General features: G+C 71.5%; 23 protein-coding genes and 2 pseudogenes. 6 read left to right on the top strand and 19 right to left on the bottom strand.

Going from position 1 to position 25,314, the window contains the following annotated elements:
* The 6 genes from gatC to PSQ21_RS26370 form a co-directional block, all read right to left on the bottom strand.
* On the bottom strand, nucleotides 1–297 hold the full coding sequence (gene gatC / locus PSQ21_RS26395) for an Asp-tRNA(Asn)/Glu-tRNA(Gln) amidotransferase subunit GatC (RefSeq protein ID WP_003966094.1): 297 nt from the start codon (nucleotides 295–297) through the stop codon (nucleotides 1–3).
* A gap of 171 nt (nucleotides 298–468) precedes the next feature.
* The gene (locus PSQ21_RS26390) at nucleotides 469–2,727 is read right to left on the bottom strand and encodes a putative bifunctional diguanylate cyclase/phosphodiesterase (RefSeq protein ID WP_274033571.1); all 2,259 of its coding nucleotides are present in this window, start codon (nucleotides 2,725–2,727) and stop codon (nucleotides 469–471) included.
* A 348-nt stretch (nucleotides 2,728–3,075) separates the two neighbouring features.
* On the bottom strand, nucleotides 3,076–5,307 hold the full coding sequence (gene ligA / locus PSQ21_RS26385) for an NAD-dependent DNA ligase LigA (protein ID WP_274033570.1): 2,232 nt from the start codon (nucleotides 5,305–5,307) through the stop codon (nucleotides 3,076–3,078).
* Nucleotides 5,308–5,339: 32 nt separating this feature from the next.
* A complete protein-coding gene (locus PSQ21_RS26380) occupies nucleotides 5,340–6,368 on the bottom strand; it encodes a methionine synthase (protein ID WP_274033569.1) in 1,029 nt (342 codons plus the stop codon).
* A 45-nt stretch (nucleotides 6,369–6,413) separates the two neighbouring features.
* On the bottom strand, nucleotides 6,414–7,103 hold the full coding sequence (locus PSQ21_RS26375) for an SDR family oxidoreductase (protein ID WP_274033568.1): 690 nt from the start codon (nucleotides 7,101–7,103) through the stop codon (nucleotides 6,414–6,416).
* Between the two features lie 60 nt (nucleotides 7,104–7,163).
* The gene (locus PSQ21_RS26370; RefSeq protein WP_274033566.1) at nucleotides 7,164–7,703 is read right to left on the bottom strand and encodes a TIGR00730 family Rossman fold protein; all 540 of its coding nucleotides are present in this window, start codon (nucleotides 7,701–7,703) and stop codon (nucleotides 7,164–7,166) included.
* A 119-nt stretch (nucleotides 7,704–7,822) separates the two neighbouring features.
* Here PSQ21_RS26370 and PSQ21_RS37895 point away from each other — a divergent pair.
* From PSQ21_RS37895 to PSQ21_RS26355, 4 genes and pseudogenes are all read left to right on the top strand, one after another.
* Nucleotides 7,823–7,957, top strand: a pseudogene (locus tag PSQ21_RS37895) (DUF427 domain-containing protein); the annotation flags it as partial.
* A gap of 160 nt (nucleotides 7,958–8,117) precedes the next feature.
* Nucleotides 8,118–9,347 (top strand): RNA-guided endonuclease InsQ/TnpB family protein, encoded by a 1,230-nt coding sequence (locus PSQ21_RS26365; protein ID WP_274033564.1) that lies wholly within the window; start codon nucleotides 8,118–8,120, stop codon nucleotides 9,345–9,347.
* A 58-nt stretch (nucleotides 9,348–9,405) separates the two neighbouring features.
* Nucleotides 9,406–9,670 (top strand): annotated as a pseudogene (locus PSQ21_RS26360) (DUF427 domain-containing protein); the annotation flags it as partial.
* 75 nt (nucleotides 9,671–9,745) lie between these two features.
* A complete protein-coding gene (locus PSQ21_RS26355) occupies nucleotides 9,746–10,549 on the top strand; it encodes an alpha/beta fold hydrolase (protein ID WP_274033563.1) in 804 nt (267 codons plus the stop codon).
* A gap of 3 nt (nucleotides 10,550–10,552) precedes the next feature.
* On the opposite strand, the gene mnmA is transcribed toward PSQ21_RS26355, so the two are convergent.
* Entirely contained in the window at nucleotides 10,553–11,689 is a 1,137-nt protein-coding gene (mnmA, locus tag PSQ21_RS26350) for a tRNA 2-thiouridine(34) synthase MnmA (protein ID WP_274033561.1), read from the bottom strand.
* A gap of 61 nt (nucleotides 11,690–11,750) precedes the next feature.
* Between mnmA and PSQ21_RS26345 the strand changes: the two genes are divergently transcribed.
* A complete protein-coding gene (locus PSQ21_RS26345; RefSeq protein WP_274033559.1) occupies nucleotides 11,751–12,512 on the top strand; it encodes an N-acetylmuramoyl-L-alanine amidase in 762 nt (253 codons plus the stop codon).
* A 40-nt stretch (nucleotides 12,513–12,552) separates the two neighbouring features.
* On the opposite strand, the gene PSQ21_RS26340 is transcribed toward PSQ21_RS26345, so the two are convergent.
* The 3 genes from PSQ21_RS26340 to PSQ21_RS26330 form a co-directional block, all read right to left on the bottom strand.
* Nucleotides 12,553–13,722, bottom strand: a complete 1,170-nt coding sequence (locus PSQ21_RS26340) for a cysteine desulfurase family protein (protein ID WP_274033557.1) — start codon at nucleotides 13,720–13,722, stop codon at nucleotides 12,553–12,555.
* A gap of 233 nt (nucleotides 13,723–13,955) precedes the next feature.
* Complete coding sequence (locus tag PSQ21_RS26335; protein WP_274033555.1) at nucleotides 13,956–14,351, bottom strand: hypothetical protein; 396 nt, start codon at nucleotides 14,349–14,351, stop codon at nucleotides 13,956–13,958.
* Between the two features lie 105 nt (nucleotides 14,352–14,456).
* Nucleotides 14,457–14,612, bottom strand: a complete 156-nt coding sequence (locus tag PSQ21_RS26330) for a hypothetical protein (protein ID WP_274033554.1) — start codon at nucleotides 14,610–14,612, stop codon at nucleotides 14,457–14,459.
* A gap of 139 nt (nucleotides 14,613–14,751) precedes the next feature.
* Between PSQ21_RS26330 and PSQ21_RS26325 the strand changes: the two genes are divergently transcribed.
* A complete protein-coding gene (locus PSQ21_RS26325; RefSeq protein ID WP_274033553.1) occupies nucleotides 14,752–15,378 on the top strand; it encodes a TetR family transcriptional regulator in 627 nt (208 codons plus the stop codon).
* A 221-nt stretch (nucleotides 15,379–15,599) separates the two neighbouring features.
* On the opposite strand, the gene PSQ21_RS26320 is transcribed toward PSQ21_RS26325, so the two are convergent.
* From PSQ21_RS26320 to PSQ21_RS26280, 9 genes are all read right to left on the bottom strand, one after another.
* Nucleotides 15,600–16,469, bottom strand: a complete 870-nt coding sequence (locus PSQ21_RS26320) for a thioesterase family protein (RefSeq protein WP_274033551.1) — start codon at nucleotides 16,467–16,469, stop codon at nucleotides 15,600–15,602.
* Between the two features lie 64 nt (nucleotides 16,470–16,533).
* A complete protein-coding gene (locus tag PSQ21_RS26315; RefSeq protein ID WP_097868510.1) occupies nucleotides 16,534–17,205 on the bottom strand; it encodes a trimeric intracellular cation channel family protein in 672 nt (223 codons plus the stop codon).
* A gap of 29 nt (nucleotides 17,206–17,234) precedes the next feature.
* A complete protein-coding gene (locus PSQ21_RS26310) occupies nucleotides 17,235–18,419 on the bottom strand; it encodes an ABC transporter ATP-binding protein (RefSeq protein WP_274033548.1) in 1,185 nt (394 codons plus the stop codon).
* Nucleotides 18,416–19,408, bottom strand: a complete 993-nt coding sequence (locus PSQ21_RS26305; protein ID WP_274033546.1) for an ABC transporter ATP-binding protein — start codon at nucleotides 19,406–19,408, stop codon at nucleotides 18,416–18,418. The genes PSQ21_RS26310 and PSQ21_RS26305 overlap by 4 nt, the downstream gene beginning before the upstream one ends.
* A gap of 6 nt (nucleotides 19,409–19,414) precedes the next feature.
* Nucleotides 19,415–20,377, bottom strand: coding sequence for an ABC transporter permease (locus PSQ21_RS26300; RefSeq protein ID WP_274033544.1), 963 nt, complete (start codon nucleotides 20,375–20,377; stop codon nucleotides 19,415–19,417).
* A gap of 1 nt (nucleotide 20,378) precedes the next feature.
* Nucleotides 20,379–21,383: an ABC transporter permease gene (locus PSQ21_RS26295; RefSeq protein ID WP_274033543.1), complete on the bottom strand. Its 1,005-nt coding sequence runs from the start codon at nucleotides 21,381–21,383 to the stop codon at nucleotides 20,379–20,381.
* An 85-nt stretch (nucleotides 21,384–21,468) separates the two neighbouring features.
* The gene (locus tag PSQ21_RS26290) at nucleotides 21,469–23,139 is read right to left on the bottom strand and encodes an ABC transporter substrate-binding protein (RefSeq protein WP_274033541.1); all 1,671 of its coding nucleotides are present in this window, start codon (nucleotides 23,137–23,139) and stop codon (nucleotides 21,469–21,471) included.
* A 413-nt stretch (nucleotides 23,140–23,552) separates the two neighbouring features.
* Nucleotides 23,553–24,380: an enhanced serine sensitivity protein SseB C-terminal domain-containing protein gene (locus tag PSQ21_RS26285; RefSeq protein WP_397990705.1), complete on the bottom strand. Its 828-nt coding sequence runs from the start codon at nucleotides 24,378–24,380 to the stop codon at nucleotides 23,553–23,555.
* Nucleotides 24,381–24,535: 155 nt separating this feature from the next.
* Nucleotides 24,536–25,306, bottom strand: coding sequence for an enhanced serine sensitivity protein SseB (locus PSQ21_RS26280; RefSeq protein ID WP_274033540.1), 771 nt, complete (start codon nucleotides 25,304–25,306; stop codon nucleotides 24,536–24,538).
* Nucleotides 25,307–25,314: the final 8 nt, after the last annotated feature.

Genomic DNA, 25,314 nt, shown 5'->3' with positions numbered 1-25,314 from the left:
TTAGTCCTCCCCCAGGATCTGCGGCACCTTGAAACGCTGCTGCTCCTGGGCCGGGGCGCCGGAGAGCGCCTGCGCGGGGGTGAGCGACGGACGGACCTCGTCCGCGCGCATGACGTTGGTCAGCGGCAGCGGGTGGGAGGTCGGCGGTACGTCTTGGTCGGCGACCTCGGAGACGCGGGCGACCGCGCCGATGATGTCGTCGAGCTGACCGGCGAAGTGATCGAGCTCTTCGCCCTTCAGCTCCAGACGCGCCAGCCGGGCGAGGTGGGCGACCTCCTCGCGCGTGATGCCAGGCATGCGGCGATCCTCAGGGGTTGGTGTGTGGTTTGTGACCCAATCCTATGGGGTCCCTCGATGCCGGGTGCCCCACCCCGATCGGGCTACGCCCTTCCGGGCGGCGGGGCCCGGAAAGAGGTGGGCCCCGGGCCGGGGCCCGGGGCTCGAAGGAGAGCGTTCGCCGGGGCGCCCTCAGGGGCTCTCGGTCTCCGCCGTCCCTTTCACCACGCCGTTCACCACGCCGTTCGCCGTCCCGTTGACCGTCCCGTTGACCGTCCCTTTCACCACGCCGTTCACCGCGCCGTTCGCCGTTCCGTTCACCGCGCCGTTCAGCGACGCGTTCATCGGGCCGGTGGCCGACCCGGTGGCGGCGGCCGCCGCCGCCTGGGCCTTCAGCTCGGCGGGCCTGCGCCAGCCGTGCTCGCCGCGCGCCCGCAGCCAGGCCGTGGTCTCCTGCGGCGGCATCGCGGCCGCCACCAGCCAGCCCTGCACCGCGTCGCATCTGAGGCCCCGCAGCCGCTCCCAGGTCTCGTCGTCCTCGACGCCCTCGGCGACGACGACCAGGCCGAGCGAGTGGGCCAGGTCGATGGTGCAGCGGACGATCTCCGCGTCCTCGTGGTCGACCGCCAGCCGGGCCACGAAGGACCGGTCGATCTTCAGCTCGCTGACCGGCAGTCTGCGCAGGTGGACCAGGGAGGAGTAGCCGGTGCCGAAGTCGTCGAGGGACATCTTCACGCCGTGCGCGGTGAGCCCGGCCAGGGTGTCGGCGGCGCGCTGCGGGTCCTCCAGCAGCACATGCTCGGTGATCTCCAGTTGGAGCGCTCCCGCGGGCACACCGTGGCGGGCGAGACGGGCCGCGACGCCTCCCGCGAAGCCGGGGGTGTGCACGTCGCGCGGGGAGACGTTGACCGCGACGGGCACGAACAGGCCCTGCGCCCGCCAGCGGGCGACCTGGGCGAGCGCCGTCTCCAGGACGTACTCCGTGAGGTGCGGCATCAGACCGGAGGACTCGGCGATGGCGATGAACTCGTCCGGGGGGACCCGGCCGCGCTCCGGGTGCGCCCAGCGCACCAGCGCCTCCAGGCCGGCGACCTGCCCGTCGAAGCGGACCTTGGGCTGGTAGTGCAGCTCGACCTCGCCCGCGTCCAGTGCCCGGCGCAGGTCGCCGAGGAGCCCGAGCCGGTCGGGGGTGTTGCTGTCCCGCTTGGACTCGTAGACCTCCACGCCGGTGCGGTCCCGCTTGGCCTGGTACATCGCGACGTCCGCCCGTCGCAGCAGGCCCTCGGCGTCCAGGGCGTGGTCCGGGTAGACGGCGACCCCGGCGCTGGCCTCCAGGACGAGGGTCAGCCCGTCGAGGTCGAGCGGCGAGGACAGCTCGGCCACCAGATGGCGGGCGACCTGCTGGGCGCTGGTGGTCGAGTCGGTGTGCGGCAGCAGGACGGCGAACTCGTCGCCGCCGAGCCGGGCCGCCTCCGCACCGCGCGGCAGGGCGAGCCGCAGGCGCTCCGCTATCTGCAACAGGAGCCGGTCGCCGGCCAGGTGCCCCAGGGTGTCGTTGACCGCGCGGAAGCGGTCCAGGTCGATGAGGACCAGGGCGGAGCGGGTGCCGATGGACTCCGCGTCCTCCAGCGCCGACCAGGTCCGCTCCAGCAGCCACTGGCGGTTGGGCAGCCCGGTCAGCGGGTCGCGCAGCTGCTCCTCGGCGCGGGCGCGGGCGATCCAGAGCGTGGAGTCGAGGGCGATCAGCGGTACCGCGAAGAGCGGCAGCAGGACGGGCATGGACATCGCGACGGCGCAGATCAGCGGGGCGAGCCCGAGGAGCGCGACGGCGACGAGCCCCTGCCGCAGCATCGCGGTACGGGCGATGGTGGGCAGCCCGCCGTTGTGGGGGGCCTGGGAGTACCACAGCAGGACCCGGGTGACGAGCAGATACGTCGATGCCGTCAGGAGCAGTTCCGGGACGGCGGCGATGCCCCAGTCGAGTGGCCGCCAGGGCTCCTCGACGGTGGGCACCTCGCCGAACGCGGCCAGCACGAGGGCCGCCGCGCCGATGCCCAGCATGTCCACCCCGCCGTGCAGCAGCCCCTGCCACCAGCGGTGCCGGCGGGCGGTCCCGACGAGCACCACAACGGCGAGGCTGACCAGCACGGCCGGCAGCCAGCCGAACAGCAGCAGCACGGCGAGGGTGAGGGCGGCCCCCGAGCCGGTGCCGCCCCACCACCGGTCGCGGCCGAGCGCCACCAGATGGCCAACGATGATCCCGGTGAGCACCGCGAGGGACCAGCCCACCGCACCGTCCGGGAAGAGGGCCTGTCCCTGCTGAACGGTCCGGTAGGACCCGACCGCCAGCAACACCGCGGCGATGCCCACGACGACGGCGCCCACGGGGGGCGTGAGGCCGACGAAACCTTGCAGCCGCGACACCGGGGCGGCGCTCTCGGTCGGTTTCATTCCGTCCCTCTCACAGCCGGCGGTGCCGATGTCTCTCGGTGGCGCCCGCTCCCGTGGCACCACGGCCGGTCGAGCGGCCGTGCACGGCGGGCGCACCTCTCAACAGTAGGCCGCGAAAGGCTTCCAGGGGCAGCGCTCTACAGCTCTTGCCCGAATGCGAACCGACGACCCGTCACCATCTGCTATTGATCCGAACGGGTGGTGCGGCAGGGCCATTCGGGGAACGGCGGCCCCTTCTTCACCCCTCTGCCCCGTTTCCTTCCCCGTACGGGCCGTGCCATGCCGGGGCAGCGTCTCGAAGGCGTCTCGATCCGGAGAACAGTGGGCGAACGGGGGCCCGGCGGGCGGTTACTCCCCGCTGTTCTCCGGGTCGGCTCCGGGCGCGGCTTCCGGGGCGGGCAGGGCCGCCTCCTTCGCACGTTCGGGCCCCTGTTCGAGCAGGACCGCGAATCCGTCCTCGTCCAGCACGGGCACCTTCAGCTGCATCGCCTTGTCGTACTTGGAGCCGGGGTTGTCGCCGACGACCACGAACGCGGTCTTCTTCGACACCGATCCGGCGACCTTCGCGCCCAGGGCCTGGAGCGCCTCCTTCGCACCGTCGCGGGTGTGCCCCGTGAGGGTGCCGGTGACGACGACGGTGAGTCCTTCGAGGGGGCGGGGGCCCTCGTCCGCCTCGGAGCCCTCGTCCGCCATGCGCACCCCGGCCTCGCGCCACTTGCGCACGATCTCGCGGTGCCAGTCCTCGGCGAACCACTGCTTGACCGAGGCCGCGATGGTCGGCCCGACGCCGTCGGCGGCGGCGAGCTCCTCCTCGCTCGCCTCGTCGATCCGGTCGATGGAACGGAACTGACGGGCCAGCTCCTGGGCGGCGACCGGCCCCACGTGCCGGATGGAGAGCCCGGTGAGGATCCGGGCGAGCGGGGCTTCCTTGGCGGCGGCGATGCCTTCCAGCATGGCCAACGCGTTCTTCTTCGGTTCGCCCTGCTGGTTGGCGAAGACCGTCGCGATCTTCTCCTCGCCGGTCTTCGGGTCGCGCTTGGGCAGCCCGCTGTCCTGGTCCAGGACGTACGCCCGGATCGGCAGCAGTTGGTCGACGGTGAGGGAGAACAGATCGCTCTCGTCGCGCAGGACGGGCTCGGCGGGCTCCAGGGGCCGGGTCAGGGCGGCGGCGGCCACATAGCCGAAGTGGTCGATGTCCAGGCTCTTGCGCCCGGCGAGGTAGAAGACCCGTTCGCGCAACTGGGCCGGGCAGGTACGTGCGTTGGGGCAGCGGAGGTCGATGTCGGCCTCCTTCATCGGGCGCAGCCCGGTCCCGCACTCGGGACAGTGCGTCGGCATCTCGAAGGCCTTCTCGGTGCCGTCGCGCAGGTCGACGACGGGGCCGAGGATCTCGGGGATGACCTCGCCCGCCTTGCGGATGACCACGGTGTCGCCGATGAGGACGCCCTTGGCCTTCACCACGTTCTGGTTGTGCAGGGTCGCGAACTCGACCTCGGAACCGGCTACTTCGACCGGCTCGACCTGGGCGTACGGGGTGACGCGGCCGGTGCGGCCGACGCCGACGCGGATGTTGACCAGCTTGGTGTTGACCTCTTCGGGGGCGTACTTCCAGGCGATGGCCCAGCGGGGGGCGCGCGAGGTGGAGCCGAGGCGTCCCTGGAGCGGGATCTCGTCGAGCTTGACGACGACGCCGTCGATCTCGTGCTCCACGGAGTGCCGGTGCTCGCCGTAGTACGCGATGAACTCCCGTACGCCGGCGAGGGAGTCGACGACCTTGTTGTGCCGGGCCGTGGGCAGGCCCCAGCCGTGGAGCAGTTCGTAGGCCGCGGAGAGGCGGTCGATGCTCAGTCCCTCGTGGGCGCCGATGCCGTGCACCACCATGTGCAGCGGGCGGGCGGCGGTGACCTTGGGGTCCTTCTGGCGCAGTGATCCGGCCGCCGCGTTGCGCGGGTTGGCGAAGGGCTTGTCGTCGGCGGCGACCAGCCGGGCGTTCAGCTCCTCGAAGTCCTCCATGGGGAAGAAGACCTCGCCGCGGATCTCGACGAGCGCGGGGATGTTCTCGCCCCGCAGCCGGTGCGGGATCTCCGCGATCGTCCGGACGTTGGGGGTGATGTCCTCGCCGGTGCGGCCGTCGCCGCGGGTCGCCGCCCGGGTCAGGCGGCCGTGCTCGTAGGTGAGGTTGACCGCGAGACCGTCGACCTTCAGCTCGCACAGGAAGTGGTGGTCGGGGGTGCCGACGTCCTTGGCCACCCGGTCCGCCCAGGCGGCCAGCTCCTCGTCGTCGAAGGCGTTGTCCAGGGAGAGCATGCGTTCGCGGTGGGTCACGGAGGTGAACTCCGTGCGGTAGGGGCCCGCGACCTTCTGGCTCGGGGAGTCCGGGGTGCGCAGCGCCGGGTGCTCCTCCTCCAGCGCCTCCAGCGCGCGCATCAGCCGGTCGAACTCGCCGTCGCTGACGACCGGCTGGTCCTTCACGTAGTAGCGGAAGCGGTGCTCCTCGATCTGCTCGGCCAGCAGCGCGTGCTCCTCCCGCACGTCCGCCGGAACCGAGCTGTCCTGCTCCACCCGCTGTTCGCCCGCCATCGTCCCGTCCTCCTGTATACCCGTCGTCCCCGTCACTCAGGGTTGTCCGCGAGCGACCTCGCCGCCCGGGCGCTGTGGGCGAGCGCGGTGCGGGCGTACGCGGGCGACGCGCCCGCGAGACCGCACGACGGGGTGATCGCGACGGACTCGGCGAGAGTCCCCGGATTCAGCCCCAGCCTGCGCCACAGCGTCCTGACTCCCATGACGCTACCGCCCGGGTCTGACAATCCCTCCGAAGCCGCGTCCGTGGAGGGCAGCACGCCGAGGAAGAGGTGGGTGCCGCCCTCGACGGCTTCCCCGATCGCCTCCTCCTCACGCTCGGTGAGCAGGGAGAAATCGAACGAGATCCCGTCGGCCCCGGCCCGGCGCAGCAGCGCGAACGGCACCTCGGGGGCGCAGGAGTGGACGAGCGTCGTCCCGTCCTCGCCCGCCGCGGCGAGCACGTCGCGCAGGGCGCTCTCGACGACCTGCCGGTCCACGGCCCGGTAGGTGCGGTAACCGCTGGCGGAGCGGACCCGGCCCAGCAGGACGGTGGTCAGGGAGGGTTCGTCCAGCTGGAGCACCACCTCGGCCCCGGGCATCCGGCGGCGGACCTCCGCGAGGTGGGCGCGGAGCCCCTCGGCCAGCGATCCGGCCAGGTCGCGGCAGGCGCCGGGGTCGGCGAGCATGGCTTCGCCGCCGCGCAGTTCCAGCGCTCCGGCCAGCGTCCAGGGGCCGACGGCCTGGACCTTGAGCAGGCCCTCGTACCCCTGGGTGAACTCCTCCAGGGCGTCCAGGTCCTCCCCCAGCCAGGAGCGGGCCCGGCGGGTGTCGCGGCCGGGCCGGTCGCTGATCCGCCAGCCGCTCGGCTCGACGTGCCCGTACATCTCGGCGAGCATGCCGATGGTCCGGCCGATCATGTCGGCGCCCGGTCCGCGCGCGGGCAGTTCCGCCAGGTACGGCATGCCCTGGCCGTCGGCGAAGGACCCCGTGACGGTCTTCGCCGCCTCCCTCGCGTCTCCTCCGGGCATCGACCCGATGCCGGTCGCCGGACACCCGCTGAACTTGCTCTTCTCGCTCACGCGGGAAGCCTACGGTCCGGGGCGGGAAACCTGCTCCCCGGGATGTCAGCGGCCGGGGCGGACGGTGAGGTCGTTGATCTCGGCGTCGCGCGGCAGGTCGATCGCCATCAGGATCGTGGTGGCCACCGACTCGGGGTCGATCCAGCGGGCAGCGTCGTACTCCTTGCCCTCCTGCTGGTGCACCTTGGCCTGCATGGGGCTGGCGGTGCGGCCCGGGTAGACGGTGGTGACGCGCACCCCGTTGCCGTGCTCCTCGTGGCGCAGGGAGTCGGCGAGCGCCTTGAGGCCGTGCTTGCTCGCGGCGTAGGCGCTCCACCCGGCGTGGGCGGCCAGCCCTGCTCCGGAGTTCACGAACAGGACCTGGCCCTGGGAGACGCGGAGGTGCGGGAGCAGGAGGCGGGTGATCTCGGCGGGGGCGACCAGGTTGGCGTTGAGCTGGAAGTGCCAGGCCTTGGGGGTGAGCTCGCCGACTTCGCCGAGCTCGACGACGCCCGCGATGTGCAGCAGGGTGTCGATCCGCTCGGGCATGGGCTGCTGGCCGAACGCCCAGGACAGCCGGTCGGGGTTGCCGAGGTCGCCGACGAGGGTCCGCGCGCCCGGGTAGCGGTCGGCGAGCTCCTTGGCGCGGCCGGCGTCGCGGGCGAGCAGGACGAGGTCGTCGCCGCGCTCCAGGAGACGGCGGGCGACAGCGGCCCCGATGCCGGAGCCGGCGCCGGTGATGAGGTGGGTAGACATGGGGCGATCCTAGGACCGCTGCTCCTTACCGGTGACCGGTGGACCCCTCGCCGCTGCTCCTCACTGGTGACCGGCGGACTCCTCCAGGTAGGCGAGCGCGCCGACGCCGTCCTTGGCGAAGAAGACCAGGTCGGTCAGGGGAAGAGGCAGGAATCCCTCGTCCTCCATGCGCTGGAACTGCTGGCGCAGCCCGTCGTAGAAGCCCGCCGTGTTCAGCAGGACGACCGGCTTGGTGTGCTTGCCGTGCTTCTTCAGCTCCAGGATCTCGGTGGCCTCGTCGAGCGTCCCGGTCCCACCGACCATGATCACGACGGCGTCGGCCTTCGCCAGGAGGAGCGCCTTGCGCTCGGCGAGATCGCGGGCGATCACCATCTCGTCGGCGTTCGTCCGGGCCTTCGCCGCGAGGAAGTCGACCGAGACGCCCACGAGCCGTCCGCCCGCCGCCTGCACGCCGTCCGCGACGACCTTCATCAGCCCGCTCTCCGATCCGCCCCAGACGAGGGTGTGTCCGCCCCTGCCGAGCAACTCGGCGAACTCGCGGGCGGGCACGGTGTAGCGGTCGTCGAGGTCGGCGGCGGAGAGGAAGACGCAGATGTTCATGGGCCAACCGTACGACCCGCCTCGGACACTCCCCCGTCCCGCTCCCTCGTTCCGGGGAGAATTCCGGCCACAGCGAAGGAGCGGGGAAGCTTACGGGCGCGTACACCGCTGGAACCGGCATGACCGCCACGCGAGGACACCGCATCACCGTCGAGCCGGGGACCGAGCACGTCCGGGTGATGCACGACGGACAGCTTCTGGCCGAGAGCCGCCGCCCGCTCGTGCTCCGCGAGACCGGCTGCCCGGTCCGCTACCGAGTTTCAGTCGCAGTGCATCGGGCTTCGGCCCGGTGGTGAGGCGAATCTCGTGGTCGCGGTGTCGTTCCGGCGGAGCCGGACGGTGCGGCCACGAGGGTGAGGCGGGGAACGGGTGTTCCCGGCGACAGGGGGTGGTGTGTGTTCGTACGATCACCGAATGCAGCTTCGGTACGCCTTCCGCCTGTATCCGGAGCCCGGTCAACGCACTGCGTTGGCCAGGGCGTTCGGGTGCGCCCGGGTGGTGTTCAACGACGCGGTACGCGCCCGTGAGGACGCCCGCACCGCCGACCTGCCGTTCCCGAACGCGGCCGAGCTGTCGAAACGGCTGATCACCCAGGCCCGGCACACGGTAGAGCGCTGCTGGCTGGGCGAGGTCTCCTCGGTGGTGCTGCAACAGTCTTTGCGGGATGTGGAGGCCGCGTACAAGAACTTCTTCGCCTCGTTGAAGGGAGAGCGCAGGGGGAAGCGGGTGGGTGCGCCGCGTTTCAAGTCGCGTAAGGATGCCCGGCAGTCGATCCGGTTCACCGCGAACGCCCGCTGGAAGATCACCGGGGGCGGGCGGCTGTCCCTGCCGAAGATCGGCGACGTGAGGGTCAAGTGGTCGCGGGCCCTGCCGGCCGTGCCGTCCAGTGTGACGGTGATCCTGGACTCGGCGGGGCGGTACTTCGCCTCGTTCGTCATCGACACCGACCCCGGCACCGACCAGGCCCGCTGGGAGACCCCCGACCCGGACAGCGCGATCGGCATCGACCTCGGACTCACCCACTTCGCGGTCCTCTCGGACGGCACGAAGATCGACTCACCCCGGTTCCTGCGCCGCGCGGAGAAGAAGCTCAAGAAGGCCCAACGCAACCTGTCCCGCAAACACAAAGGCTCGAAGAACCGGGAGAAGGCCCGCCTGAAAGCCGCCCGCGCCCACGCCAAGGTCGCCGACGCGCGCAAAGAGTTCCACCACCAGCTCTCCACGAAGCTGATTCGCGAGAACCAAGCGATCGCGGTGGAAGACCTGGCGGTATCGGGATTCGCACGCACCCGACTGGCCAAGAGTGTCCACGACGCGGGCTGGTCACAGTTCGTGAGCATGCTCGAATACAAGGCGCAACGGTACGGGCGGGTGTTCGTGAAGATCGGCAGGTTCGAGCCGACCAGCCAGATCTGCTCCGCCTGCGGCCACCGCGACGGACCCAAACCCCTCCACGTACGGGAATGGACCTGCCCCGCCTGCGGGGCAGTCCACGACCGCGACCACAACGCCTCAGTCAACGTGAAAACGGCCGCCGGACTGGCGGTACCAGCCTGCGGAGCGCCGGTAAGACCCGAACCCGTTCGGGCACAGCACGAAGAAGCAGGAAGCCACGGAACCCCCACCCACAGCCGTACCGCGTAGCGGCACAGCCACAGGTAGGGACGGCCAGAATCCTCGGGTTTCAGCCCGAGGAGCATGTCAATACCTGCCGCCCGAGGACGTCCGCACCGATCTGCTCGACCCGTCGGACACCGGCACCCACTGCCCGTTCAAGGGGGACGCCTCCTACTGGTCACTGCCCGGGGCCGCCGATCTCGTCTGGGCCTACCCGGACCCGAATCCCGAATCCCGAAGTCGGCGCCATCAAGGACCACTTCTGCTTCTACGCCACGGAGACGGTGCCGGCCGACCCGGCCGAACCGGAAACCTCCCCGGAAACGGCACCGGGAACACCGGTCGGCTGACCGCCGGTTCACCTTCCCCGAAATTTCCTTCCGCCGGAACGATGAGTTTTCCGGACCGCCCCGGTCTCCTCTTCCATGGACAGGATTCTCTCCGCCGACGGCACGCCGATCGCCTACCGACGCCAGGGCGACGGCCCGCCTCTGGTGCTCGTCGGCGGGGCGCTGAGCACCTCGGCGGCCGACGCGCCGCTGGCCGCCCTGCTCGCGCCGCGTTTCACGGTGCTCACCTACGACCGCCGGGGCCGGGGCGCCAGCGGTGAGACCGGGCGCTGTTCCGTGGCACGGGAGGTCGAGGATCTGACCGCCGTCGTCGGGGCGGCCGGACCCGGCGCGTCGGTCTTCGGGATGTCGTCCGGCGGGGCGCTGGCCCTGGAGGCGGTGGCCGCCGGGCTGTCGGTGGAGCTGCTCGCCGTGTACGAGCCGCCCTACACACCGGGCGCGTCGGGGCTGCTGTTCAAGGCCCGCTGCACAGCCCGGCTGAACCGGCTGCTGGCGGCCGGGGACCGGGGCGGGGCGGTGGAGCTGTTCCTGTCGATGACGGGCGTCGCGGAGGAGACGGCCGCCCGGATGCGGCGCACCCCGCTGTGGGCGGAGCTGGAGGCGATGGCGCACACGCTGGCGTACGACGACGCCCTGCTGGGCGACGGGGCGGTCCCGGTCGAGCGGTTCGCCGCCGTCGCCGCCCGGACGCTGGTGATCTGCGGCGGCTTCAGCAGCGCCCCGGCGCGCGCGGCGACCCGGACCCTGGCCGATGCCCTGCCGCGCGGCCGGCACCGCACGCTGACGGGCCAGATGCGCGAGGTGGCGCCCCAGGTGATCGCGCCGGTGCTGGCGGAGTTCTTCGCCAGGGACGTGTACGCGTACCGGCAGGCGTCGTGAGCCTCAGCCGCCCGTCGCCACCCGCTCGCGGCGGGCCGTCGTGGCGATGGTGGCCGAGCCGACCACGCGGGTGCCGTCGTACAGGACGACCGCCTGGCCGGGGGCCACGCCCCGGACCGGCTCGGTGAAGGTGACGTGCAGCTCGGAGCCGTCGACCAGCTCGGCGGTGACTTCAGTCTCGCCGCCGTGGGCGCGGAGCTGGGCGGTGTACGTGCCCGGGCCGGACGGGGGTGTTCCGCACCAGCGGGGCTTGATGGCGGTCAGCGCGGTCACGTCGAGGGCCTCGACGGGGCCGACGGTGACGGTGTTGTTCACCGGGGAAATGTCGAGCACGTAGCGCGGCTTGCCGTCGGGGGCCGGGTGGCCGATCTTCAGGCCCTTGCGCTGGCCGATGGTGAAGCCGAAAGCTCCCTCGTGGGTGCCCAGCTTCGTACCGGACTCGTCGAGGATGTCGCCCTCGGCCGGGCCGCCGAGGCGGTTCGCCAGGAACCCCTGGGTGTCGCCGTCGGCGATGAAGCAGATGTCGTGGCTGTCGGGCTTCTTGGCGACGGCCAGGCCCCGGCGCTCGGCCTCGGCGCGGATCTCGTCCTTGGTGGTGAGGGTGTCGCCGAGCGGGAACATGGCGTGGGCGAGCTGCTTCTCGTCCAGGACGCCGAGCACATAGCTCTGGTCCTTGGCCATGTCGGAGGCGCGGTGCAGCTCACGGCTGCCGTCCTCGGTGAGCACGACGGTCGCGTAGTGGCCGGTGCACACGGCATCGAAGCCGAGGGCGAGGGCCTTGTCGAGCAGCGCGGCGAACTTGATCTTCTCGTTGCAGCGCAGGCAGGGGTTGGGCGTGCGCCCGGCCTCGTACTCCGCGACGAAGTCCTCGACGACGTCCTCGCGGAAGCGTTCCGCCAGGTCCCAGACGTAGAAGGGGATACCGATGACGTCGGCCGCACGGCGGGCGTCCCGGGAGTCCTCGATGGTGCAACACCCGCGCGCCCCGGTCCGGAAGGACTGGGGATTCGCGGAGAGGGCGAGGTGGACACCGGTCACGTCGTGGCCCGCCTCGACGGCACGGGCCGCGGCGACGGCGGAGTCCACGCCGCCCGACATCGCGGCGAGGACACGCAGGGGGCGCTGGGAAGTCTGAGTCATAGCCCCTCCAGGGTACGGGTCGCCGGGAACCGAACGCTCGCGGATATGCGTTGACGGTCACATGGGGAACAACGGAAGCACCCGGGGTGCGCGCGAGCCTTCACGAAAGTCTTCGGGCTCGTCCTCGGGCTCGTCCTCGCGGAAGAAGCCGGCGGACGGCGTCGGCCGGCGCGCGCTGCTGATCGGCGGCGGTGCGGTGGTGGCCGCCGGCACCGCCGCCGTGCTCGTGCGCGACCGGGTGAAGCGCCTGTGGTGGCAGGTGCCCGGGGTCGAGAAGCCGAGGAAGCCGGGCGAGCTGGACTACGCGGGGGCGACCTGGGTGGCCGCGTCGGAGGCGAACTGGCGGCGTGCGGACCGCCCCGACGACTTCCCCATCGACCGGGTGATCATCCATGTCACCCAGGGCAGTTTCGCCAGCGCGGTGAGGGTGTTCCAGGACCCCGCCCACCAGGCCGCGACGCACTACATCGTGGGGCAGGACGGGCGGGTGGTGCAGATGATCCGCGAGCTGGACGTGGCGTACCAGGCGGGCAACCGCGCGTACAACGAGCGGGGCATCGGCATCGAGCACGAGGGGTTCGTGGACCGGCCGAAGGACCTCACGAAGGCGATGTACGCGTCCTCGGCGCGGCTCACGGCGTCGATCTGCGCGCGGCACGGCATACCCGTCGACCGGGAGCACATCATCGGGCACGTGGAGGTGCCGGGCACCGACCACACGGACCCGGGCCCGCACTGGGACTGGGACCGGTACCTGGAGCTGGTGCGCCGGGCCGCGACGGCGCCGCCCAGCCCCTCCCCCACGCCGTCGGCGACGGCGTAGCGGCGCCTGTGACGGCTGGGCCCCGCTCCGAGCGCCGCCGTCAGCTGAGCCCGGCCGTCCTCGCCCGCTCCACCGCCGGGCCGATCGCCTCGGCCAGCGCCTTCACGTCGTCCTCGGTCGAGGTGTGGCCGAGCGAGAAGCGCAGGGTGCCCCGGGCCAGGTCCGGATCGGTCCCGGTGGCCAGGAGTACGTGGCTGGGCTGGGCGATCCCGGCGGTGCAGGCGGAGCCGGTGGAGCATTCGATGCCCTGCGCGTCCAGCAGCAGGAGCAGGGAGTCGCCCTCGCAGCCGGGGAAGCTGAAGTGGGCGTTGGCGGGCAGGCGTCCGGCCGGGTCCGGGTCGCCGCCGAGCACGGCGTCCGGCACGGCCAGGCGTACGGCGGTCACCAGCTCGTCGCGCAGGGCGCCCACGCGCCGGGCGAACTCCTCGCGCCGCTCGGCCGCCAGCCGTCCGGCGACCGCGAAGGAGGCGACGGCGGGCACGTCCAGGGTGCCGGAGCGCACGTGGCGCTCCTGGCCGCCGCCGTGCAGGACGGGTACGGGGGTGTGGTCGCGCCCCAGCAGCAGCGCGCCGATGCCGAACGGGCCGCCGATCTTGTGCCCGCTGACCGTCATGGCGGCCAGTCCGGAGCGGGCGAAGTCGACTTCCAGCTGGCCGAAGGCCTGGACCGCGTCGGCGTGCATGGGGATGGAGAACTCGGCCGCCACCGCGGCCAGTTCCCGGACCGGCATGATGGTGCCGATCTCGTTGTTGGCCCACATCACGGTGATCATCGCGATGTCGTCGGGGTCGCGGAGGATCGCCTCGCGGAGGTCTTCGGGGTGGACCCGGCCGTGGCGGTCGACCGGGAGATAGTCGACGGTCGCGCCCTCGTGCTCCGCCAGCCAGTCGACGGCGTCCAGGACGGCGTGGTGTTCGACGGGGCCGGCCAGGACCCGGGTGCGGCGGGGGTCGGCGTCACGCCGGGACCAGTAGAGGCCCTTCACCGCGAGGTTGTCGGCCTCCGTGCCTCCGGAGGTGAGGACCACCTCGCTGGGGCGTGCGCCGAGGGCGTCGGCGAGAGCTTCTCTGGACTCCTCGACGGTACGGCGGGCCCGGCGTCCGGCGGTGTGCAGTGAGGACGCGTTGCCGGTGGCGGAGAGCTGGGCGGTCATCGCCTCGATCGCTTCGGGAAGCATCGGGGTGGTCGCGGCGTGGTCGAGGTAAGCCATGGTGGGGCCGATTCTACGAGCCCGGGGTGGGGCGCATGCCGGGCGCGTCACGGCCCGGTCCCCGCGCACGCCCGCGGAGGGGCCCGGTCCGGAACGGGGAGGGCGTCTCGTGGGGTCGCGTCGGGGCCACTCATGGGGTGGCGTCGGGAGCGACTCATGGGGTCGCGTGGGGGGGGCGTGTCTCGTGGGGGCGCGGGGGCGGGCACGCCTCATGGAGTCGCGCGGGGGGCGTGTCAGCCGCCGAAGTCCCAGGCGACCGCGCCGTTGCCGGTGACGAGGACGGCGAGCACGACGAGGTCGGCGATGCCCAGGGCGAGGCCCAGCCGGGCGCGTCCCCGGCGGCGGGTGCGGCGGGCGAGGGCCAGCAGGGCCATCACGATCGCGGTGGGCCCGAGCAGGATGTTGAAGACCAGCAGCCCGACGAGGCCGAGGACGAACGAGGCGACGGCCAGACCGTCCGCCTCCCGGCCCACGGCCCGGGAGGCCGCGGTATCCGTGCCCGCGTCAGGGGCGGGGGCCCGCCCGGTCGCTTCCGGTGCGGCGCCGGTGTCGGGACCGGCAGCCTCGGCTCCCGTAACGGCTTCGGTGCCGGAGTCGGTCACGCGGCGGGCGAAGTCGGTGAGGGTCATAGTGCGAGCTCCTTCGGATCGATCCGGGAACGGCAGGCTCGACGGGCGCGGGCGCGGGGCTTTCGGTACGGGCGCGGGCCTTCGGTACGGGCGCGGCGGTGGTGGTCAACGGGTGCGGCGCGACGCGCGCTCGCGTACGGCGAAGATCAGCAGCCAGCAGCCGATCAGGGCCGCGGCCGCCAGGGACAGCGGGAGCGGGAGGTGGGCGACCGCTCCGAGGACGATGCCCAGCAGGAGCAGCGCGGCGACGAGGGCGAGCACGGCGGGACCTCTCTGTGCGGCGACGAGTACCGTTCGAACAGCCGTGGGGAAACCATTCGGAGTACGAGTGTTCACTGACTCAAAAGTCTAAACCCCGAGCCCCTTCCTCGACTCGGAGAACGGTTGTTTACTGAATGGCATGAGTCACATGCCCGCCGGAGTCCGCCAGACCCGGAAACTCAGGACGCGCCAGGCCCTCCTGGACGCGGCGCTCGCCCTGCTGGAACACCAGAGCCTGAGCAGCCTGGGCCTCCGCGAGGTCACCCGGGCCGCCGGGGTCACCCCGACCGCCTTCTACCGGCACTTCGAGGACATCGCCGCGCTCGGCGTCGCCCTGGTCGAGGAGACCCTGGGCAGCCTGCATGGACTGATCGGCGCGGTGCTCGCGGAGACGGGCGACAGCGAGGAACGGCTGGACCGCAGCGTGGAGGTGATAGCACGTCATGTCGGCGCGCAGCCGGCCCACTTCCGGTTCATCGCCCGCGAGCAGCACGGCGGTGTGGGCCCGGTGCGGGTGGCCATCGCCGCCCAACTGCTGCGGTTCGCGGAGGAGGTGGCGCTCGCACTGCGTGAGGAGCCGGGGTCGGCCGGGTGGAGCACGGAGGACCTGCTGATGCTGGGCGGCCTCTATGTGGACCACATGGTGATCACCGCGTCGGCCCTGCTGGAGGCCGGCCCTGCGGGTGAGCGGGAGGTCGTCCGGGTGGCCCGGCGTCGGCTGCGGCTGGTCTCGGTCGGCCGCGAGCACTGGCTGGACGAGGAGTGACGGGGCGCGCGCCGGGCCGGCGCCGTGCACGTGGATCCGGTGCCCGGCGACCGGTCGGCGAGCAGGCCGTGGCCGAAGGGCCGGCCGAGGCGTTCGTGGCGGCGTCCGTCAAGGCGCCCTGAACGCCGGCCACGCCGCCGCCGGCTGTGCGAGGTGGTCGCCGCGAACGCCGGGGCACACGGCGTCGGTCCGGAGTCCGCGGTCCGGGAATGAAGCGCGCCTCAGACCGTGCGCGGGGCCTTGGCCAGCTGGCGGGACTGGGCGACGAGGCGGTCGGCGCTGTCCCAGACCTCCGCGTCCTCCTCCAGGAAGCCGCCCGCGAGGTTGCGGGTGGTGATGGCGACACGCAGCGGGCCCGGGGCGGGGCGGCAGCGGATGTGGGTGGTCAGCTCGACGGTGGGGGTCCAGCCGGGCAGGCCCAGCTCGAACGAGGTCGGCGGCAGGGCGTCCACGGTGAGCAGCAGCGACAACGGGTCCGGGTCGCGGCCGTCGGCCAGGCCGAACCAGCCGCGCATCTCGCCCTTGCCGGACGGAGCCCCGACGGCCCAGCCGACGGTCGCCGGGTCCAGCTTGATGTCCAGGCGGTCGGTGATGGCGGAGCTGCCGGGGATCTTCGGCGCGCCGTCGCTCGGGCCGAGGCAGTGGTCCCGGTCGGGCATGGCGGGCGGACGGGCCGTCGTGCGGACGTCGTCGGGGAGCGCGTCCAGGTCGCCGTAGGTGGCCAGGACCCGGATGCGCTCGATCTCGCCGCCGTCCTCGGTGTACTGGAAGAGGGAGGCCTGGCCCGTGGAGAGGGTGCGGCCGGTACGGACGGTCTGGGTGCGTACGACGGCGGGTCCGGGCACGGAGGCGGTGAGGTAGTGCGCCGTGACGGAGAACGGGTCGGAGTGCGGCAGGGCGTCGCCCAGGGCCCGGCCGAGCAGGGCCAGCAGGTAGCCGCCGTTGACGGCCCGGAGGATGGTCCAGCCCGCGGAGAGCTCGGCGTCGTAGACGCCCTCCTCGCGCGGGGTGACCGCGGTGTCCCGGTCGAACTCGCTGTCGCCGATGGTTGCCCGTGCGGTCTGCGCCGCCTCAGTCGCTGCCTGTGCCATGGCATGCACGGTACATCGACATCCCTACTGAGCGGTAGCTTTTTGAGAGCCGGATCGGCTCGCGCTACGTGGCCGCCGAGCCCTTCTCGGCGCGTGCGGAGGAGCGGTTGTACGCGCGGGGCGCACGCCAGTGGAAGCGCAGCGCCAGCAGTCGCAGGGCGAACGCGACGATCACCGCCATCCCACTGGTCAGGGCGTTGAGGGTGTCGAAGCGGATGCACAGGACGACCATGGTCGCGCCGACGATCGCGGGCACCGCGTACAGGTCGCGGTCCCAGCGCAGCAGGGAGGGCACCTCGTTGGCCAGCACGTCGCGCAGCACACCGCCACCGACCGCGGTGGCCAGGCCCAGCGCCGCCGAGGCGGTGAGCCCGAGGCCGTACTCGTACGCCTTGACGGTGCCGGTCACGCAGAACAGGCCGAGCCCCGCCGCGTCGAAGACGTTGACGCCGGCCTGGATGCGCTCCACGTGCGGGTGGAGGAAGAAGACCAGGCCGGCGGCGAACAGCGGGGTGGTGAAGTAGCCGAGGTCGGTGAAGGCGGCGGGCGGGATCGCGCCGATCATCACGTCACGGAACAGCCCTCCGCCCAGCGCTGTCACCTCCGCGAGGACCGCGATGCCGAAGACATCGAAGTTCTTGCGGACGGCGAGCAGGGCACCCGAGATCGCGAAGACGAAGATCCCGACGAGGTCGAGCGCATGCTGGACGGAGGGCGTGAACAGTTCGGTGAGCACCGGGCAATTGTGCCGGTGTCGGACGCTCCCTAGGCCTTGGGGCTGCCCCCCGCCTTCTCCGTGGCGTCCTCCGCCTTCTCCGTGGCGTCCGCGTCGGCCTGGGCCGGTACGGTCGCGGGCTTCTTCGCGGCGTCCTCGGCCTCCGCCGTGTTCACCGCTTCGGCCGCCACCGTCTCCGTGCCGGTCACCGCGCCGATCCCCGTGGCCAGGGTCTGCTTCACCGTCCCGGCCTCGATCTCGGCGGTGAAGTGACAGGCCACCTTGTGCCCGTCGCCGGTGTCCAGCAGCGGCGGGCGCTCCGTGGCGCACTTGGTCTCCTGCACCCACGGGCAGCGGGTGTGGAACCGGCAGCCGGTCGGCGGGTTCGCCGGGGAGGGCAGGTCGCCGTGGAGCAGGATGCGCTCGCGACGGTCCTCGACCTCGGGGTCGGGCACCGGGACCGCCGACATCAGCGCCTTGGTGTACGGGTGCCGGGGCCCCGCGTACAGCGCGTCGCTCGGGGCCTCCTCGACGAGCCCGCCGAGGTACATCACCCCGATGACGTCCGAGATGTGCCGGACCACGGCGAGGTCGTGCGCGATGACCAGGTAGGTCAGGCCGAGGGACTCCTGGAGCTCCTCCAGCAGGTTGATCACCTGTGCCTGGACCGAGACGTCCAGCGCGGACACCGGCTCGTCGCAGATGATCACGTCCGGCTCCAGCACCAGCGCGCGGGCGATACCGATGCGCTGGCGCTGGCCGCCGGAGAACTCGTGCGGGTAGCGGGACATCGCGTTGGCCGGCAGGCCGACCCTGGCGAGGATGGACTCGATCTTCTCCTGGCGCTCCGCCGCGTCCTTCCCGATCCCGTGGGCGGCCATGCCCTCGGCGAGGATGGACTCGATGTTCTGCCGGGGGTTGAGGCTGCCCAGCGGGTCCTGGAAGACCATCTGGAGCCGGCGGCGGTAGGTCCGCATCTCCTCGGAGGGCAGCTTCGCCAGGTCGGTGCCGTCGAAGACGACCGCGCCGTCGGTGATGTCGTTCAGCCGCAGGACCGCGCGGCCGAGCGTCGTCTTGCCGCAGCCCGACTCGCCGACCAGCCCGTACGTCTGACCGGCCTCGACGCTCAGCGAGACGCCGTCGACCGCGTAGACGTGGCCCACCGTACGGTCGAAGAGGAGGCCCTTCTTGACCGGGAAGTGGACTTTGACGCCGTCCAGTTCGAGAAGGCTCATGCCGGGACCTCCGCCTTGGGCAGGACCGGGTTGACGCAGCGCACCTGGTGTCCGGCCGTGCGTGGTTCGGTCAGTTCGGGAGTGCCGGTGAGGCACTCCATCGTGTAGTGGTCGCACCGGGGTGCGAACGCGCAGCCGTCGGCCCAGGCGATCTTGTCGTTGATGGACCCGCGGATCGGGTGCAGCGGCTCGCCGCGCGGCGCGTCGAGGCGCGGGATGGAGCCGAGCAGCCCGTGCGCGTACGGGTGGGTGGGATGGGCGAACAGCTCGCGGCGGCCCGCCGATTCCACCGCCCGTCCGGCGTACAGGACGTTGACCTCGTCGCAGAGGCCGGCGACGACGCCGAGGTCGTGCGTGATCATCAGCAGGGCGGTGCCCTCCTGGTCGACCAGTTCCTTCAGGAGCTCCAGGATCTGCGCCTGGATGGTCACATCGAGTGCCGTCGTCGGCTCGTCGGCGATCAGCAGCCGGGGCGCGCAGGCGACCGCCATGGCGATCAGCGCCCGCTGGCGCATACCGCCGGAGAGCTGGTGCGGGTACTCCTTGAGCCGCCGGTCCGGGTCGGGGATGCCGACCCGGTCCAGCAGCGACGCGGCTTCCTTGCGGGCCTTCTCGCCCTTCAGCCCGCGGTGGCGCTGGAGGATCTCGGTGACCTGGATCCCGATGGGGACGACCGGGTTCAGCGAGGAGAGCGGGTCCTGGAAGATCATCGCGAGCTGGCTGCCGCGCAGATCGCGCAGCTTCCGCTCGTTCATGGTCAGGAGGTTCTGGCCGTCGAACTCGGCACGGCCGCCGACGCGCACACCCTTGTTGGGCAGCAGGCCCATCAGGGCGAGCGAGGTGACGGACTTGCCGCAGCCGGACTCGCCGACCAGGCCCACGACCTGGCCCTGGTCGACCTCGAAGGAGACACCGTCCACGGCCGTGGCGTCCTTGCGGCCGCGGGCGGTGAAGGTGACGCTGAGTTCCTCAACGGAGAGCAGTGACATGGGACTTCAGCCTCGCAACTTCGGGTCGAGGGCTTCGCGCATGGCCTCGCCGAGCAGGGTGAAGCCGAGGGCGGTGATGATGATCCCGACGGCTGGATAGGCGGCCATCATCGGATCGTTGTCGAAGAAGCGCTGCGCCTGGGAGAGCATCACGCCCCACTCGGGTACGGCCGGGTCGGGGTTGCCGAGGCCCAGGTAGGACAGGGCCGCGGCCTCGATGATCGCGGTGGCCAGGCTCAGTGTGGCCTGGACGATCACCGGACTCAGCGAGTTGGGCAGGATCTGCGTGAGCACGATCCGCTTGCGCCGGATGCCGACCGCCTTCGCGGCGAGCACGTAGTCCGCACCGCCCTGGACCAGCATCGAACCGCGCAGCAGGCGGGCGAAGATGGGGATCTGGACGACACCCACGGCGATCATCACGGTGGTCAGCGACTGGCCGAGGACCGCGGCGATGGAGACCGCGAGCAGCAGCGAGGGCAGCGACAGCATGATGTCGGTGAAGCGCATGATCACGGTGTCGACGCGCTGGCCGACCTTGCCGCCGAGGGTGGCGGCGGCTCCGGAGAGCACACCGACGAGCGCGCCGACGATCAGTCCGATGAGCATGGAGACGACGCCGACGAGCAGTGTCTGCCGGGCCCCGACGAGCCAGCGGGAGAACATGTCGCGGCCCAGGTGGTCCAGGCCGAACCAGTTCTCGCCGCGCATGCCGATGAACTTGCCCTGGTTGGGGAAGACCTCGCTGCGCCAGATCTGCGCGGTGGGCCCGTGCGGGGCCAGCATCGGGCCGAGGATCGCGACGAGGACGAACGTGGTGATGATGCCCGCGCCGATGATCGCCATCTTGCTGGACCGCATCCGGCGGAACGCCTCGCGCCACAGGCTGGTGCCGGTGACGGTCTCGGAGCTCTGCGTCAGCTCGGCGAGACGGTCGATCTTGTCTGCTTTGTTGGTCAGGATCGTCACGTCAGTGCACCCGCACTCTCGGGTCGATGATGCTGTACGCGAGGTCGACCAGCAGGTTGATCAGCACGTACACCATCGCGATGAAGAGAATGAACCCGACGAGGACCGGGTAGTCGCGGCCGTCGATCGCGGTACGGATGAAGGAGCCGATGCCGCCGAAGTCGAAGACGGACTCGGTGAGCACCGCACCGGAGAGCAGGCTGCCGGTCAGCAGGCCGACCGCGGTGATCACGGGCAGCAGGGCGTTGCGCAGCACGTGGCGGCCGCGCACGGTCCGCTTGTCCAGGCCCTTGGACTCGGCGGTACGGATGTAGTCCTCGCCGAGCACCTCCAGGACGCTGGCGCGGGTCATCCGGACGATGACGGCGAGCGGGATCGAGGCCAGGGCGACGGCGGGCAGGATCAAGTGCATGATCGCGTCCCAGCTCGCGTCGAACTCCCCCGTCAACAAGCCGTCCAGGACGGCGAATCCGGTGACGTCGGTGGCGTTGAGCCCGGTGGTGAGCCGGCCCTGGCTCGGGAACCAGCCCAGCTCCACGGAGAAGATCCCGCGCAGCAGCATGGCCAGGAAGAAGACCGGGATGCAGATGCCGAGCAGCGATCCGGAGACGGAGGCGACGTCCAGCCAGCCGCCGCGGTGCTTGGCCGCCAGGTAACCCATCGGGATGCCCACGACCACGGCGATCAGGATCGCGGCGACGCTGAGTTCCACGGTGGCCGGGAAGCGCAGGGTGAATTCGTCCCACACCGGCTGGCCGGTCTGGGTGGAGGTTCCGAGGTCGAGCTCGAAGATGCGCTTGAGGAACCGCCAGTACTGGACGTGGACCGGCTCGTCGAGCCCGAGTGCCCTGTTGATCCTCGCTACTTCGGCTTCGGTGGCCCGCTCGCCCAGGATCGCTGAGGCGGGTCCGCCGGGCAGTCGGTTCAGCCAGAGGAACAGCAGGACCGACAGGCCGAGCAGGGTGGGAATGAGCTGGAGAAGTCTTCTTACGACGAGTCGCAGCACCCCGCATGCCCCTTTCTCACGTGCGTCGATGCGGGTCCGCCCGGCCACCTGGTTGCTGTGGCCGGGCGGACCCGCTGGTGTGCGATTACTTGAAGGAGACCTCGGCGAAGTTCTCCAGCGTCAGCGGGGAGACCTTCGGCGGGTTGACGTTCTTGGCGAACGCGATGGCCGGCGGCGAGGACGAGATCGGCACGCCCGGGACGTACTCCGCGATCGCCTCGTTGGCCTTCTGGTACGCGGCGGTGCGGGCGGCCGGGTCGGTGACCTTGGAGGCGGCGTTCACGGCGTCGAAGACCTTCTGGTCCTTGAAGCCCCACTGCTTGTCCGGTCCGGCGAACCAGGTGCCGATGAAGTTGTAGCCGTCGTTGAAGTCACCGGTCCAGCCGAGCATGTGCAGGGCGCAGGAGCCCGCCTCGGTGGCGTCCAGGTAGTCCGGGGCCCACTTCATGGCCTTCGGCTTGATGGTGATGCCGGCCTTCTCCAGGTCGGCCTTCATCAGCTCGAACATGTCCTGCGGGGCAGGCATGTACGGGCGGGTGACCTCGGTCGGGTAGCAGAAGTCGATGGTGAGCTTCTCCTCACCGGCCTGCTTGAGGAGGTCCTTCGCCTTGGCGGTGTCGAACGGGTACGTCTTCACCTTGTCCGAGTAGCCGGCGACCGTGTCGGGCATGAACTGGGTCGCGACCTTGCCGCCCTCGGGCAGCTGGGTGTTGACGAGGTTCTCGCGGTCGATGGCGTGCGTGATCGCCTGACGGACCTCGGGCTTCTTCAGCGCCGGGTTCGCCGACTGGCTCATGCCGAGGTAGAAGATGTTGAAGACGTCACGGGTCGGGACCTCGTAACCCTCCTTCTCCAGCGTCGTCACATCGGCCGGCGCGACCAGGTCGTAGCCGTCGATGTCACCCGCCTGGAGCGCCTGGCGGCGGGTCTCCTCGGTGGAGATGGTGCGGAAGACCAGGTTCTTCACCTTGGCCTTGTCGCCCCAGTAGCCGTCGAAGCGCGTGAGGGAGACTTCCTTGTTCCCCTTGTTCCACTTCGTGATCTTGTACGGGCCGGTGCCGGCGACCGTGCCGGCCTCCTGGCTGTACTTGGGGTACGTGATCGCGTCGCCCTTGGCGGTCGCGTCCTGCTTCTCGTACTCCTTGATGGCCTTCGGCGAGTGGATCGCCAGCGCCTGGAGGGAGAACCCGCCCGGCAGGTTCGCCGAGGGCTCGTTCACCTCGATGACGGCCGTGTTGTCGTCCTTGGCGGTGCAGGACTTGTAGTTGGGCTTGGGCGCCTCGGCGTCCTCGTTCTTCGCGAACCCGCCCATGACGGTCTGCCAGTAGTAGGAGACCGCGCTGGACTGGTACGTGCCCTTCCAGTTGAACCAGTGGTCGTAGTTCGCGCAGACCGCGGCGGCGTTGAACGCCTCGCCGTCGTGGAACTTCACGCCCTGGCGCAGGTTGAACGTCCAGACCTTGCCGGCCGGGTCGCTCGACCACTTCTCGGCGAGGCCGCCGACGAGCTTGCTCCCACCGGACTCGTGCTCCAGGAGCGCCTCGAAGGCCTGACTGGTGACGCGGAACGTCTCACCGTCGCTCGCGAGGGCCGGGTCGAGGGAACCGGGGTCACCGGCTCCGGCGAAGACGAAGGTGTCCTTGTCGCCCCCCTTGGAGCCGCCTTCGTCCCGCTCGCTGGAACAGCCCGTGGCGATCAGACCGACAGCGACCGCTGTCGTGATCGCCCGGACAGCCCGGGACTTGAATATTCGCATGGGTCCACCCCTGGTTCGCCATGTGGTGAGGTTTGATGGCCGCACACTACAGACGGTGCCCACCGCAAGAGAACAGTCCGGATAGCGGTGAGACCTAGTCGAGACCCGGACAGTTAACAAACCGTCCAGTTCCGGGACATCCTCGCGCGGGAAGTTAACAAGCCGGACATGAAGGGGTGTTCGACGGAGGGTGACCGGAGGCGGCGAGGCGCGCCGACGGCACCGCGCCGGTCGTCGGGGTGAACCGGCCCGCGTCGGCTTGGCCCCGGGCGCGCGGAGGTCACGTGCGAGGCGAGGGCCGGCGGGAGCGACCGGGGCTCCGCCCCGGGCGCGCGGAGGTCGCCCGCCCGAACGCCACCGAGGAGCCCTGAACGGGGCCGACCGCGGTGCCCGGCCGGCCGTCTCTTCGGGGCTCAGCGGGGCTGGGGCGGGTATCCGTATCCGGGGGCGGCGATGGGCGGCGGGCCGGCGGGGGCGTGCGCCTCGCGGTCGTAGAACGGACGGGCGTTCGCGCGCAGCCACATGCCGACCGGGTCGTACTCGTCGGACAGGGCGACGGTGGAGACGGGGAGCCCCTCGGGGACCGCGCCGACCGACTGCCGCATCATCTCGCGCACCGATTCGACGGAGGCGCGGCCGGTGTCGTAGAGGTCGAGGCCGATCGCGAGATACGGGACGCCGACCGCGGGGTGCACCCAGGCGCGGCGCAGGGAGCGGATCGCGGGGGTGCGGTGGGCGTTCTGGCTGAGCAGGGCGTAGAACTGCGGGAGTTCGATGGCGGGTTCGCTCAGCCGGAGCGGTCCGGCGGGCAGCCGGTCCAGGCCGGTGGCGATGCGCCGCAGGTCGAGCCAGGGGATGCCGACGCCGCCGCCGGGGGCGTGCGGGTTGAGCCAGATGCCCCAGCGGTCGGGGAACAGGGAGCGGGCGATGTCGCGTCCGGTGACCAGCTCGTGGGCCCGGTTCCAGCCACTGGCGGACAGCTCCTGGGCGGAGGTGACGCAGGGGGCGTAACCCAGGCCGTCGATCTCCATGTTCCCGTACTGGGCGTCCGGTGAGCCGGCCGTGCCGTGCCAGAGCAGCATCCAGATCCGGCCCTCGGCGACCGCGGCGAGCAGCGCCTCGTAGGCGTCGTAACGCCCGGGGGTCACCTGGCGCAGCAGGTGCTCGACCGTCCCCGGGGAACCCGGCACCGCTCGATCGGGGAAGGCCCCACTGGCCGCCGCGGTGCCTGACGCACTCACTCTGGGTTCCGCCCCTCGTCGATCCGTCGCGTTCGCGCCACCGCTCCCGGGCACACGGGAGCGACCACGCCATCAAACCAGCTTATGCGCCACTTCTGACACCGACTTGACGCCACGGTCCGGCGGCGCTGTCACCCGGCCGCCCTCCGCTGCCGTCAGTGGCCCTCGCGCCGGTAGAACGGGCGCACTTTCTCCCGCATCCAGTCGCCGACGAGGTCCTCCGCCACGTCGAGCAGGACCAGATTGACCGGCCAGGGCACCTCGACCCGGCCGAGCGCGCGGCCGATGGCGTCCATGGGCGCGCTCTGTCCCGCGCCGTCCCGGGTGGCGAACTCGACGCCGACGAAGAGGACCGGGTCGCCGCCCTCGATGCTGGCCAGGGCCCGGCGGGCGGTGCTCACCACTCCGGCGGCCTCGAACTCCTCGGACACGGCGGTGAGGAAGTCCACCGGGTCGTGCTGCCAGTCCGGCTCGAACAGCCGGACCCGGCCGCCGGTGGCGGGCCCGTCCAGCGCGGTGCGGCCGGCCCGGCAGAGCTCGGCGACGGCGGGCGGCGGAAGTGGTACGCCGACCGCGCCGCCCGGGTTCACGGCGATGCCGACCTGCGGGGGCAGGCCCCGGGCGAAGTCGCGGGCGGGCGCGACGGTGAAGGACATGTGGCCCCCGACGCAGTTGAGGAACTGGGCCTCGGAGCTGAAGACGGGGACGAAGGCCGCGCCGTCGATCTCCATCATCGGCAGGTCGAGGTCGGCGCTCGCGGGGCTGCCGCCGTTCGGCAGCGGCACCCAGACGGAGCTGCGGCCGAGCACCTCGACGAGGCGGCCGCCCGCGTCGGGGACGCCGAGCGAGGCCGTCAGTACCTCTTCGAGCTCGTTGGCGGGCCACCCCTGCTGGGGGTGCGCCGGTGCGGGTGCCGGAATGTCCACTGCCTCTG

Origin of the sequence: Streptomyces sp. MMBL 11-1, from assembly GCF_028622875.1 — a bacterium.
GTDB lineage: Bacteria > Actinomycetota > Actinomycetes > Streptomycetales > Streptomycetaceae > Streptomyces.
This window is presented reverse-complemented; position numbering and strand designations above follow the sequence as displayed.